This window comes from Serratia sp. FGI94, assembly GCF_000330865.1.
Lineage (GTDB): Bacteria > Pseudomonadota > Gammaproteobacteria > Enterobacterales > Enterobacteriaceae > Serratia_B > Serratia_B rubidaea.
Genome location: NC_020064.1, coordinates 589,359 through 602,296, shown reverse-complemented (window position 1 = coordinate 602,296; position 12,938 = coordinate 589,359). Strand labels below are relative to the sequence as shown.

Annotated in this window: 12 protein-coding genes and 1 pseudogene; 8 read left to right on the top strand and 5 right to left on the bottom strand. The window is 58.2% G+C overall.

What is annotated here, in order from left to right; translation table 11 throughout:
* The first annotated feature begins 227 nt into the window (after window positions 1-227).
* Entirely contained in the window at window positions 228-1,355 is a 1,128-nt protein-coding gene (locus tag D781_RS02655) for an iron-containing alcohol dehydrogenase (protein ID WP_015670764.1), read from the top strand.
* 177 nt (window positions 1,356-1,532) lie between these two features.
* Here the strand turns inward: D781_RS02655 and D781_RS02650 are convergent, their stop codons facing one another.
* On the bottom strand, window positions 1,533-2,705 hold the full coding sequence (locus D781_RS02650; protein ID WP_015670762.1) for a phospholipase D-like domain-containing protein: 1,173 nt from the start codon (window positions 2,703-2,705) through the stop codon (window positions 1,533-1,535).
* Window positions 2,706-2,878: 173 nt separating this feature from the next.
* Entirely contained in the window at window positions 2,879-3,799 is a 921-nt protein-coding gene (locus D781_RS02645; protein ID WP_041411980.1) for a L,D-transpeptidase family protein, read from the bottom strand.
* 328 nt (window positions 3,800-4,127) lie between these two features.
* Between D781_RS02645 and D781_RS02640 the strand changes: the two genes are divergently transcribed.
* The gene (locus tag D781_RS02640; RefSeq protein ID WP_158497475.1) at window positions 4,128-5,669 is read left to right on the top strand and encodes a glycosyl hydrolase family 28-related protein; all 1,542 of its coding nucleotides are present in this window, start codon (window positions 4,128-4,130) and stop codon (window positions 5,667-5,669) included.
* A gap of 70 nt (window positions 5,670-5,739) precedes the next feature.
* Here the strand turns inward: D781_RS02640 and D781_RS02635 are convergent, their stop codons facing one another.
* On the bottom strand, window positions 5,740-6,609 hold the full coding sequence (locus D781_RS02635; protein ID WP_015670759.1) for a helix-turn-helix domain-containing protein: 870 nt from the start codon (window positions 6,607-6,609) through the stop codon (window positions 5,740-5,742).
* Between the two features lie 122 nt (window positions 6,610-6,731).
* Here D781_RS02635 and D781_RS02630 point away from each other — a divergent pair, with 122 nt between their 5' ends.
* The gene (locus D781_RS02630) at window positions 6,732-7,553 is read left to right on the top strand and encodes a helix-turn-helix domain-containing protein (RefSeq protein ID WP_015670758.1); all 822 of its coding nucleotides are present in this window, start codon (window positions 6,732-6,734) and stop codon (window positions 7,551-7,553) included.
* A gap of 4 nt (window positions 7,554-7,557) precedes the next feature.
* Here the strand turns inward: D781_RS02630 and D781_RS02625 are convergent, their stop codons facing one another.
* On the bottom strand, window positions 7,558-8,694 hold the full coding sequence (locus tag D781_RS02625) for a porin (protein ID WP_015670757.1): 1,137 nt from the start codon (window positions 8,692-8,694) through the stop codon (window positions 7,558-7,560).
* 464 nt (window positions 8,695-9,158) lie between these two features.
* A pseudogene (locus D781_RS24080) lies at window positions 9,159-9,398 on the bottom strand (3-hydroxyacyl-CoA dehydrogenase family protein); the annotation flags it as partial.
* Window positions 9,399-9,651: 253 nt separating this feature from the next.
* Here D781_RS24080 and D781_RS22445 point away from each other — a divergent pair.
* From D781_RS22445 to D781_RS02595, 5 genes are all read left to right on the top strand, one after another.
* The gene (locus tag D781_RS22445) at window positions 9,652-10,077 is read left to right on the top strand and encodes a hypothetical protein (RefSeq protein ID WP_233494114.1); all 426 of its coding nucleotides are present in this window, start codon (window positions 9,652-9,654) and stop codon (window positions 10,075-10,077) included.
* Between the two features lie 52 nt (window positions 10,078-10,129).
* On the top strand, window positions 10,130-10,297 hold the full coding sequence (locus D781_RS24075) for a hypothetical protein (RefSeq protein WP_233494113.1): 168 nt from the start codon (window positions 10,130-10,132) through the stop codon (window positions 10,295-10,297).
* Between the two features lie 443 nt (window positions 10,298-10,740).
* Window positions 10,741-11,124: a hypothetical protein gene (locus tag D781_RS02605; protein WP_015670755.1), complete on the top strand. Its 384-nt coding sequence runs from the start codon at window positions 10,741-10,743 to the stop codon at window positions 11,122-11,124.
* Between the two features lie 17 nt (window positions 11,125-11,141).
* The gene (locus D781_RS02600) at window positions 11,142-11,558 is read left to right on the top strand and encodes a putative T6SS immunity periplasmic lipoprotein (RefSeq protein WP_124014426.1); all 417 of its coding nucleotides are present in this window, start codon (window positions 11,142-11,144) and stop codon (window positions 11,556-11,558) included.
* 191 nt (window positions 11,559-11,749) lie between these two features.
* Window positions 11,750-12,826, top strand: coding sequence for a YncE family protein (locus D781_RS02595; RefSeq protein WP_015670753.1), 1,077 nt, complete (start codon window positions 11,750-11,752; stop codon window positions 12,824-12,826).
* Window positions 12,827-12,938: the final 112 nt, after the last annotated feature.

The following is a 12,938-nucleotide window of genomic DNA, read 5'->3' as shown; positions in this document are numbered from 1 at the left end:
CGTGTTAAATCAGTCACAACTTGTCCGCCCGGCAAAACGAAATGTTTATTAATATATAAATGTTTTGACGGCCACGCGCCAAAGGTCAACACCCGAATCAGCCATTAACGGGCAAATTGACGATGGCGTTTACGGTTAAAAAACTCGCCGCTACCCGGCAAGAAATCGTGGTTCACGCCGCTGGGCTGCATTATGCTGGCGTTTTGCCGTTCGCCAAGGAGCCTTGCATGACCCTCAGCCTCACGATCGCCAACCGCCAGACCTGGTTCGGCCAGGGCGCCATTTCCCAGCTTATCCCGCTGCTGACGCAGGATGCGCAGCCTACGCTGCTGTTCAGCTGCCGCTCGTTTCTCAACGGCCCGACCTACGCCGCGCTGGCGCCGCAGCTCGATCCGCTGCTGATCGGCCGGGAGATCGTCAGCCATGAGGCGTCGCCGCAGGAACTGGACCAGTGGGTCGCGCGCTGGCGCGGTCAGCCGACGCGGGTGGTGGCGATCGGCGGCGGCAGCGTGCTCGACGCCGCCAAGGCGTTTGCAGCGCTGCTGGCACACCCGCTGCCGACGCTGCGCTATATGGAAAAGGTCGGCGATACGGCGATCGGCGGCGACACGCTGCCGTTGATCGCCGTCCCTACCACCGCCGGCACCGGCAGCGAGGTCACGCAGAACGCGGTGATTACCGATACCCGCGTCAGTCAGGTGAAGGCCTCGCTGCGCCATGCCAATTTTGTGCCGCAGACGGCGATCCTCGATCCGCTGCTGCTGCAGGGCGCGCCCGACCACGTGCTGGCCTACTGCGCCATTGACGCCTTCACCCACCTGTTCGAAGCTTACCTGTCAAAAACCGCCAGCAGCCTGACGCGCGAGCAGTCGCTGACCGGCCTGCGCCTGTTCCTTGCGGCCTGGCCGGCGCTCAATAGCAGCGACGACGCGCGCGCGGCCATCATGCAGGCTTCCTATCTCGGCGGACTGACGCTGAGCAGCGCCGGTCTGGGGGTGATCCACGGCATCGCCGGTGAAGTAGGCGCGCTGCGCGACTATCATCACGGCCAGGTGTGCGGCCGCCTGCTGCTGCCGTTCCTGCAATTGCTGGCGGAGAGCCGGCAGCCGCAGCAGCGCAGGCTGATGCAGGAACTGGCCGAACGGCTGTTCCCGCAGCATCAGGGCAGCCCCGAGCGCTACCTGAGCGACTTCATCACCGAGCACGCCATCGCGCCGTTCTGGCAGGAGCCGCTGGCCCTGACGGCGGATGAGCTGCGCATCAGCGTGGAGAAATCCAACAGCAAAAACTCGCTGCTCGACTACTCCGCCCCACAACGGCAGCAGATGATAGAGGCGGCATTCCATATCGAATGAATATATAATTCGATCAAGGAAATAGCGGAGAAGTAACATGAGCATTATCGACTGGATTTTAACCGGCATCGCCGTGGGGCTGATTGTCGGCGCACTGATCAAAGTCTTCGGCAAGAAGAAAGATCGGTAACCCTGAGGCAGGGCCGGACGCGCCGGCCCTGCTTCCCCGTCAATGCCTCAGCCGCCCGGCCGCGGCGCCGGGTAATCTTCCTCAATGCGCAGCGCCGCCGCATACGGGCTGTCCCACAGCTGCTGATACAGCCGGTCCAACCGCGCGGCCAACGCCTCGTTATTCAGCACCAGCTCCAGATTGCGTGAATTATCCAGATAGCCGCCGCTCCAGTTGCTGGTGCCGACCCAGGCAAGCCGCTCATCAATGGTCATGATCTTGCTGTGGATCACCCGGGCGTAGGGAATAAAGCCGCCGTCGGCGACGGGAATGGTCACCACTTTCAGCTGCACGTTCGGCAGCAGCGCCAGGCTCTTCAGATAGTCGATCTCCGGCTTTTTGGTGTTCCAGTCCGCCACCATCAGCTCCACCTGCACGCCGCGTGCCGCCGCGCTGCGCAGCGCGTTGTCGATCACGGCGTAATAGGGCCGGCTGCGCCCCGGCCCGAAGGAGAGCGGCGCATACTCCATCACCTGCACCCGCACCCGCCGCTGCGCCGCCGCCAGCAGCCGCGGCAGTTCGCTCTGCGTATCCGTCACCCCCGGCGGCAGGTAAGCGCGCGGGCTGGCGAGCAGATAGCCGGCCGCCGGCGTCGCCGGCCGGTAGGTGAGCGGCGGCACCGGCTGCTGCGCCGCCAGCAGCGCCTGCGCCCGCCAGTCCTGCTCAAATACCGCCTGTATCTGGCGCACCACGCCGGCGTCGCTGACGCGCAGCCCAACCTCATGAATATGCTCCAGCGCCCGCCAGTCAAAGTTCTGGCTGCCGACAAACGCCTGTTCGCCGTCCACCAGCAGGTATTTGGCGTGCATAATGCCGCCGCTCAGCTGCTGATAGTCGAGCACGCGCAGTTCCAGCTGCGGGATCGTCGCCAGCTGCTCCAGCGTATCCGCCGCCGAATTACGCAGCCCTTTGCGCTCCAGCAGCAGGCGGATTTGCACCCCGCGCTCGCCGGCGCGGCGCAGCTCCGCCAGTACCGCGTCCAGCCGGCTGCCGGCTCGATTCATCACATAAAACTGGGCGATATCGATGCGCTGCCGCGCCTGGGCGAACATCTGCCGCCAGACCTCGGCGCTGTCGCGCAGGTCATCATTCTGTAACTGGGTTTCCAACGGCGCGCTGTACACCAGCTCATAGCCGGGCACCTCAAAACGCGCGTTGGCAACATCGTGGCTAATGTTCAACGGGTCACTCCATCACGACAAACACAGGTATCACCAGACCGCGATCGTTGACGGCCAGCGACGCGATCAACCTCAGCGATATCTTAAACCAGATGCAACACCACGCCGCACACGAACAAAAAAGCCGGCCCATAACAACGGGCCGGCCAATTAGTGCAATCAGGGGATATCGATCAGTTCACTTTCACCGGCATGCCGGAACGCGCCTTGATCGCCGCGTCGACTTCACTCTGGTTGACGCCGCTGTCCATCAGCACCTTGCCCACCGCCGGCGACAGCATCACCGGCACCGGATCTTTCGACTTCAGCTGCTCTTCGTTGGCGGAAAGCGGGTTGTGCACTTCCAGATAGCGGCTGCCGTCCGGCTCGACCGAGGCTTTCACCGGCTCATTGATAAACTGTACGCGCGTGCCGACCGGCACGTTATCGAACAGGTATTTGATATCGTCGGCGCGCAGGCGCACGCAGCCGTGGCTGACGCGCAGGCCGATGCCGAAGTTGGCATTGGTGCCGTGGATTGCGTACAGACGGCCGATATACAGCGCATACAGCCCCATCGGGTTATCCGGTCCGGCCGGGAACACCGCCGGCAGGATTTCCCCTTCCGCCGCGTACTCTTCACGCATTTTGGCGGTCGGCGTCCAGGTCGGGCCGTCCTTCTTGCGCTGTACGCTGGTGATCCAGTTCATCGGCGTGTCTTTACCCAGCTGACCAATGCCGATCGGCAGCACCACCACGCTGTTGGTGCCCTTCGGGTAGTAGTACAGACGCATTTCCGCGCTGTTGATAATGATGCCCTGGCGCGGCGCATCCGGCAGAATCAGCTGCTGCGGGATGGTCAGCGTGCTGCCGGCCTTCGGCAGGAAGGGATCGACGCCCGGATTGGCTTCCAGCATATTACTCAGACCCATCTGGTACTGCGCCGCAAAGCTTTCCAGCGGCAGCTTGCTGTCCTCAGGGACCTGGATCTGGATATTCTCCCCCACCAGACGGCTGTCTTTGGCCGGCAGAGGGTAAACAACGGCGAGGGCGGTCTGGCTGAACGCAACCAGGGCCGTAAACAGGGTTAATAACGCGCGAATGCTCATGTTTATCTTCGTGTTGGTTTGGTGGGCCACACTGGCAGTATTTGTCTAAATTATCTTCGGCCTGCAAGAGCCGGATGCACATTATATGTTCACTAGGGCAAAAGTGTGAAATTTTCCCGCCGATGGGTACGCATTTTTCCATCGCGTTCGGCCGCATAATCCCCGCTATCCCCCGCCGGACGCCGTTTACACGCCGCAGCTCCATTCCTCGGAAATCACCGCCTTGTTTGGTCAGCCTTCACCCAACAGGCATCCCATGCCGACAACGTTATCCGTTTATACCATTATCCCGAGCCGATGTTCCGCTCACCTGCAAATCACTAACGGAGAGATAATGATGAGTACAGCCCTTGAAGAAAATACCGGTTACTTCTTGTCACCGGAAATGTTCGGCGCCGTGGGCGACGGCGTGCACGATGACAGCGATGCCATACAGACAGCCATCGACCATGCGCGCGTGAATAAATATCGTAAAGTTGTCGGCAAAGGCAATTACCTGATTAATAAAACGCTGTTAATCAGTTCTGATGGCAACGGTTTTGCGCTGCACCTGCAATCGCTGCTCGTCGGCGAGCAGTTCCCCGCGCTGCCGGAAAAATGGTGGGACGCCGCACCGGCGATCGCCCCCCATAAATCCGCCGGCAGTCAAAACAACATCGACCTGCGCGTCGAATATTTCAATGGCGCCAATAAGGCGACCTGGTTCAGAAACTGGGGGAACGGCATCACCGCCTCCAAACTGTACTGCGGCAGCATGAAAAACTACATTATCGGCTACCGCTGCTACCGAGACACCCAGCGGGTAACGGGCATGAACGACCTCGCCGGCTGCAGCTGGCAGGGCGGCTACCTGGGAGCGCTGATCGGCACCGGTGAAAGAGTGCCGGGCTTTACCACCGTCGCGGAGTGCCACTCATTTGATATTCAATGGTTCGCCTCCAACAAATATGGCGGGGTGATTCTGCTCTCCGGCGCGCAGTATGCCAATATCTACAAGGGTACCTACGACTACAACGGCAAGTTCTCGGTCTGGATGAACCTGGGCGCCAACAACCCGGATACGGAAAATAACGGCAAGGTTATCGGCTTCGGCGACACCATCAGCGACGGTGTGGTTACCGGCACGGTACTGACCGAACCCTCCTATCATCAGGGCAACTATTACATTCTGGTTACCGATACGCAGAATGCCCTGGACGGCAACAGCACCTGGACGGCGGGCAAGCCGCTGAGCACGCCGGACGGCAGCTGGAAGGCCAGCGCGGAGAAAATCATTACCTGCACCACCACCGAAGCCCGCTACTTTGACGTAGTCGCAAATATCCGCACCGGCGGTTTCGGCAAATGCATTATTGAGCCTGAATATATCGGCGGCCTGGTCGGGCATAATCTTTTCACCAGCCAGTACCGGGCGGCCAGCGCCACGTCCATCAACGATACCTCCAACTATCGCGGCCTGGGCGTAGCCAGCACGGCGGATCGCCTGGAGATGACGGCAACCAGCCACAGCAATACGCCGTTTATCAGCGCTTATAAGGACGAAACGCAGGTCAGAACCCACTTGCGCCTTTTCAATCAGAGCAAACTGCTGGGGTTAAATAAATCGGTTAACGTGCCCAATAACAGCCCGACCTGGATCTTCTCGCTGGGCGCGAACTCTTCAGCCACCATCGCCATGTGGAAGGTATACGTCACCTCCACCACGACGGGCATTTCAGGGGAAGCGAACGTCACCGTCCGGGGCAATGAAGCGTTTATCACCAACGTGGTGTATGCCGCCAATATGCAGTTCAAGGTCGACGGCCTGAAACTGCTGGTGCATCAAAGCACCGGCGCCAGCAGAAATATCTTTATGAACGCCATTCGCGTCGCCTGATCCGCAGCTTCAGATCGCGACATCATCCCACACCGCCGGCGCATCACGCGCCGGTTTTCATTGGCTGCGCTCAGCGCGGCGTCGGCAAACGGCGGATGGGTATCAGATACTCACAGTGGATCGCCGCGTCGGCCTGATGGTAGAAGCCACCCTGCGCAGGGTAAAAACGCTCAATGTCGCTGCCCGGCCGGCGCACCACATTCAGCGCCGGCATCACGCTGTCGTAGACCCGGGCGATAAAGTTCTGGAACTCATCCGCCTGCCCCTGATAGACAAAGCTGGCGTACTCCCCCGGCTCAATCTGCACCACGTCCCCCGCCGTCTGCTCATCGTCCAGCGCAACGGTGTACGCCATGCATTGCCGATCCTGCTGGCGGCTGTCGACGTCCAGCCGGGTCAGCCCGTAGGCCACCGCCGGCGGCCCGGACAGCGGACACAGCAGCGCGCTCCAGGCGCTCTGGCGCAGCTCCTTTTTCCGCCGGCTCAGCTCGTTCAGCGTCAGCGTGCGGCGCTGTGTGCGCCCCACCAACCGCATCGCCGGCAGTTCGACAAAATCCGCCGCCGGCAGCGGCGGCGCGCACAGACGCAGCGGCGGCTGCATGCCATAGCCCGGCCACTCCGCGCTGCGGCGGTAGGCGGCCGGCGGCAGGCCGAACTGCTGGCGGAAACCGCGGGTGAAGGTCTGCTGGGAATCAAACTGGTACTTATCCGCAATAATCGCCACGCTGGTGCCCGTCAGCCGCAGCTCGCGCGCCGCGGCAGTCAGCCGTCTGCGGCGCACGTAGGTGCCCAGCACGTGGCCGGTCTGACGTTTGAACATCCGCTGCAGATGCCACTTGGAGTAGCCGGCTTTCGTCGCAATCTCGTCCAGCGTCAGCGTCTGTTCCAGATTCTGTTCGATCCACGCCAGCAGCTGATTAATCACCGCTCGTTGATGCATATTGCCCCCTGTCAGGTTCAGCAAAACCAAATTGCCGCCTACTTTATCGACAACGGCGCTAGACCACATTGCACAATCAGGACATACTATTTTTCATTTACGCCAAAATGAGAGTTATTCTCATGACTTTTGTGACCAAGAAGCCCTGTCTGGATATCGATAACGTGCCGCGCCCGGTGTTCGCCGTACAGGGCGCGACGATTAATGAGAATTGGGAAGTGGAGCCACACCGCCACCACAAGGCGCAGCTGATCTACACCGCGCGCGGCATGCTGCGCTGCGAGGTAGAAAACGGATTGTGGCTGGTGCCGCCGCAGTGCGCGCTGTGGATGCCCGGCAACGTGCTGCACAGCGCGCGCGGCACCGGCGCTACCGAGTGTTATGCGCTGTTTGTCGACGCCGCCGCCGCCGGCGATCTGCCCGACAGCTGCTGCACCCTGACCATTTCACCGCTGCTGCGCGAACTGCTGCTGGCGGCCAGCCGCTTTACGCCGCTGTACGATCAGCAAGGGGCCGAAGGCCGGCTGGCGACGGTGCTGCTGGATCAGCTGGCAGCGGCGCCGGTGGAAAACCTGCACCTGCCGGTCTCCCAGGACGCACGTATCCGCCAACTGATGGAGCAGATGCTGGCGGAGCCGGCAAATAAGCGCACGCAGGCGCAATGGGCGCAGCATATCGGCATGAGCACCCGCTCGCTGAGCCGTACGCTGCAGCAACAGCTGGGGATGAGCTTCGGCCACTGGCGGCGTCAGCTGCACGTGATGCTGGCGCTGCAGCGCCTGACGCAGGGCGTCAGCGTGCAGAGCGTGGCGCTGGATCTGGGCTATGAGAGCGCTAGCGGCTTTGTCACCATGTTCAGGAAAGCGGTCGGCAAACCGCCGGCGCGCTATCTGGCGGAAAAGGCGGCGGACGGCCCGCTGCCGTCCGCCCCCATTGCCATGTAGGCGGTCAGAAGTCGTAGAACACCGTCACCCAGGTGGAATCCGGCTCGTTGTCGCTGCTGTTGGCCAGCGTGCGTTCAACATATACCGACAGGCCGTAACCGATGGTGGTGCCCGCCCCCAGATAGACGTGATTGGCGTGATAATCCTCCTGCCCCTTCAGCCGCAGCGAGTCCGCCGCCACATAAGGCTGGATGGATTTCAGGAACGGTTTGTCGATATTGAAGGTATAGCCGACAAAACCCTCCAGCCCGTAACCGTCGCCGGCAAAGAAATGCGACAGGCTGCGCTCGCGGGTGCTGGGCACATAATCTTTATAATAGCTGGCGGTGCCGACGATATACCAGTTGGTCGGCTGCCAGGTCAGCGCGGCGCCCGACAGCTGCTGATGGTATTGCTGTTCGTTATAACGATCATCCTTCACCTTCGCGTCGGTGTAGCTGTACGCCGCGCTCAGCGTCAATGTCGGATCGATTTTATAATCGAACCCCAGCCCGCCGCCGCCGGAACGCCGGTAGCTGAGATTATTGGCGGTATGCAGATCGTCTTCCGGCAGCAAATAGTTGGCGTACAGGGTCAGCGGACCAAAATCATTGGTGTATTTCAGGCTATTCTTCGGCTTATTACCGCCGTCATAGTCGCCGGAAATACCAATGCCGGTGCCGCCGGCGTGACCATCGTTATCCCAGACGTCGCTTTTAATCCCGACCACGGAATAATAGATGCCATACTGATGACCATAGGTGAGCGTGCCGTAACGGTCGTCTTTAAAACCGCCATACAGCTGGCGCTGGTAATCGCGTTTGCCGTCTTCGTCGTAGTGCCCGTCCCAGCTCAGCGCGTGCGCCAGATCCACACCCCACTCGTAATAACCGATGGCTGAGGTATGCTGGCTCAGGGCGTAATCGGCGCTGAAACGAAAGCGCGTGCCGCCGTCATGGCCGTTTTTATCATAGCCCGGCTCCGGGCCATTATTAAAAATCCATTCCGGCCGAATGCTGCCGCCGACCTGTAAACTCAGCGGCGCCAGCAACACATTGCTCTGCGGGTTTTTCTCCAAGATGGTAATTTCCGCCTGCGCGGCGCCGGATAACGCCGACAGCAGGACGCCGCCAATAATAATTGGCGTTTTTATCATTTCCATTACTACCCCTGTCTGAAATAAGTTTTTCTTATTATTAACTGCCATGGCTCTTGGCCATAAATTAATAATTACCCGATATAACAAAACGGCGCAAGAGATAAAATCTCATGACCTAATGCCTAAAAAGGTAAATGGCGGCGGCGAAGAAATAAAAACGTATCAGAATGCTACCAACGGCAACAAAACAATAAATCGCGTACAAATAATCAGCATACGAGTCACTCTTTAACCGATAATAAAGACGGTCGTTAATATTTCATAACAAATCAGAAAAAAAATAAAACCGGCACAACAAAAGTTGCAATGAGTGATAATTACTCAAAGAAAATATCAACCAGCGGATACCACCGCAGCGGCATCCGCCGAAGCGTTATTTATTGCGCCAGCCAGCCGCCGTCCATATTCCATGCCGCTAACGCGACCCATACATTCATGGCTGGCTCGATCTGATGATCGCCGGTGATTTAAGTCTTCAGCGCAAAGCGCAGCTGATGGGTACGCCGCTGCGCAATGCGCGTCCTGCGCGCGTCGTCCCAGCGATAAAAGCCGTCGCCGCTGCGCAGGCCGGTCTGCCCTTGCTCCACCTTTTCCTACACCAGCGTCATCATCCCGTCGCCGGCGGCCAGCGTCGGCAACAGATGGCGGGCGATATCCGCCACGGTGTCCAGCCCGGTCATATCGGCCGCCTCCAGCGGCCCGACCATCGTGTTCATCTGCTGCATCTCATGCTCCTCTGCTCAGGGGGCGCCACGTCCGGCGCGCGTTCGCGCAGTACAACTGCGTCGTCTTCTCCTTCAAGATAGGCCAGATCGGTCAACACCCGCCATCCATCGCCGGTGGGAGTAGCACGGTCAGTTTTTAGGAATATTTACCGTCCGCCGCGTGATCGGTCGCCGGGTATTGACCCTTTGAAAATGCTAGTTTTTCTGCGTCAACTACAGGGAGGTAGATACGAAGATGGCGACGCCAAACCGTAATATTGCACCGGGTTACTGTATTGCCCAACAGCCAGGCTCATTGACTTATCATGCACATACGCTATTTGGCGGCAAACCTACAGAGGCGGCACGTTTCTTTATGAAAATCAATGCCGACACGCCGCAGGTATTGCCCGGCCAGATGCTTATTATCGCGGATCCTGCCAACCCTTATCAGGCAGTGCAGCTAACCGCATTAAAACAGGCCAAGGCACGTACCCATCAGGCCGTACGCGCCGGCGATGGTAACTTTTCCCAGTTTTTACACCGTCACTATGCAGCCATTGCGGCATTCACCCAGTACGGCGATACCGTCACCGGTCTGGTTACCGACGCTGGCGAACGCTACTACAGTCAGATCCGCACTATTTTGTTGGAAGCAGGAATGCAGCAAAATCGCGATTAAAGGCTACAGCAACTTTACAGCCAGCACTTACTTTGGGATACAAGGAGGGACGATGGGAGGGGCTGCATTGCCTTTATTATGCGGGATCGTATTAGGCATAACCGGTGGAGCAGGTATACTGGTTTGCGGTATCGCGGGGGCTGCCATGGGCGGTGCAGCAGGCGGCTGGATTGGCGGAAAAGCTGCCGATCTGGCTACCGGATTTATTTTTGGTGAGTAATCGATGAAAATTGCAGCATTAATTGGCGTTATTGTCTGGGCGATATGCTCTTTGGTCAAATATTTTCATTACCGTTCGGGTAAAAAAAACTTTGACGCCTTCTATCAAGATTACTTACGGCACGGTTACCCGATCCCTCCTCATATCGCTTTTGTCGACAACCTGGGGTATCTGGGAAATTCATTGAAAACACAATGGTTCAAGTGGATCCTTCTCAATAAAAAGATCACAATAACCAAGAACGTCCGACTGCAGCCCGCAGCCTACCTTTTTGTGCAAGATAAAATACCATATAACGTAAGATCATGGATTCATAGAGATATTAAGCTCCTTATTACGGAGGTTTTTCTTTTTTCGATCGCTTTTATTTTGATGTTGATAAGCGCCAACTAGCCAGTAAATATGAAAATATTCAACAGCGGCGTATAGATACGGAGGTGGCGATGCTAACCGTTGCTTTTCTGCTAGTCATTTGCGGGTTACTCAAATATCTATATTCGCGCCAATATAAAAAAGAATTAGAATCTCTGTACCAAAATTATATCGAACATGGGCATTTCATTCCTCCCCATGTCGTTATTGCCGACCATTTTGGTAGCTTGGGTACCTCAATCAAAGCACAATGGTTCAGGTGGATCCTGAAAAATAAAAAAATAAAGATAACGCAAGGAAACTATCTGCCGCAAAAAAGTTATGACTTTTTGCAGTATGCGGCTTCGGAAAAATTAAAGTCATGGTTAATTAACGACGGTCGGTTTCTGCTGCTCGAAGGAATTTTATTTATCGTGGCGCTGATTTTAGCCGTGCTCGTTGATAAGTCATCATGACTCTGCCGGCAAGCTGCGTGAAAAACCTTATACAACGTACAGCCACCGCATTACTTACCCTAAGCACGCTAAGCGGCTGCCAGCTGGAAAAACAGTGGTATTACCCGCTGCAGGTTTCGCTGCAAGATAACCAGCCCTGCTTCGCCGTACCTGCCGACAGCGTCGGCCCTCACGATAGCCTGCAAAACCGCGGCATCATCGTCTCCCGGCAGTCATCGCAGCAATGGGATATTGTCTGGACCTCGCCTGACAGTCATCCGCTGCCGGCACTGCTGCCCGGCCAGTGCGTCACATACCCGCAGGCCGCCTGGCAGGCTGGCAACGATGCGGTGATGATGGGCGTCTCGCTTAATCACGACCAGGAACGACGTAAATATAGCCACGAATTCTCCCTTGCCAATACTCCCGACGGCCGGCTGATTCTGCGCCCCTGAGCGCTGCCGATACGGCCCATCGGCGGACCGGCGGCAATAAAACCGCTCCCCTTTCGCATGAATAATGATTATTATTCTCAAATAATAACCGGCGCACGACGATGCGCCCGGCAGGCTGCTGTCTTTGAAGCCAATGTTGAGCCGTTCCGGCCGCTGCGCGGCAATAATAATTTTAACCATATGGAGATGTTATGAACGCTGTAATGACAACCGGCCGTCGCCTTGGCGGGCGCGCGGTTTTCCCTCTGGTGCTGCTGACCACCCTGCTGTTTGCCGGCGCGTCTCAGGCGCAGGCCGAATCCGAGCTGCTGCGCAAGCCGGTCGGTAAAGGCGCCTATGAGATGGCGTACAGCCAAAGCGCAAACGCGCTGTATCTGGCGACTTCGCAAAGCCGCAAGCTGGACAAAGGCGGCGTGGTGTATCGCCTGGATCCGACCACGTTGGACGTGACCCAGATTATTCACAACGATATCAAGCCGTTCGGCGCCGCCATCAATAACAAAACCAACACGCTGTTCTTCGGCAACACCGTCAACGGTTCCGTCACCGCCATCGATGCCGCCACCGGCGAGGTAAAAGGCCGGCTGGTGCTGGATGCGCGCAAGCGTGCCGAGGGCGTGAAACCGCTGGCGCCGCGCGAACTGGTGGCGGATGAAAGCAGCGATACCGTCTATATTACCGGCCTCGGCGAGTCCAGCGTGGTCTGGGTGGTGGACGGCAAGGATCTGACCCTCCGCGCCACCATTAAAGGCACCGGCAAATTCGGCACCGGCCTGGCGCTGGACGCCGCCGCCAAGCGCCTGTACGTCACCAACAGCGAAGGCGAGCTGGTCACCATCAACACCGCCGCCAATAAGGTGCTGACGCGCAAGAAGCTGGATGCGGCCAACGAGCACTTCTTCCTGAATATCAGCCTGGATACGGCAAACCACCGCGCCTTTATCACGGACTCCAAACAGCCGCAGGTGCTGGTGGTGGATACCCGCAACGGCGAGATCCTGCATAAAATCGACGCGCCGGAATCGCTGGCCGTGCTGTTTAACCCGGTGCGCAACGAGGTGTACGTCACCCACCGCAAGGCCGGCGCCGTCAGCGTGATTGACGCCAATACCTATCAGGTGCGGGAAACCCTGAAAACGCCAACCCACCCGAACAGCCTGGCGCTGTCGCCGGACGGCAAAACGCTGTACGTCAGCGTGAAGCAGGCTTCCAGCCGCGATAAAGAGGCCACCGCGCCCGACGATGTTATTCGCGTCAGCCTGAAATAACCCTGCGCCCCTGCAGCGCAGCTTGCATCATGGGCATTGCCGTTTACGGCAATGCCCTTATACCGTCGCCACACACACTCCCCCGCTATTTACGCCATTTTTATCTCCCCGC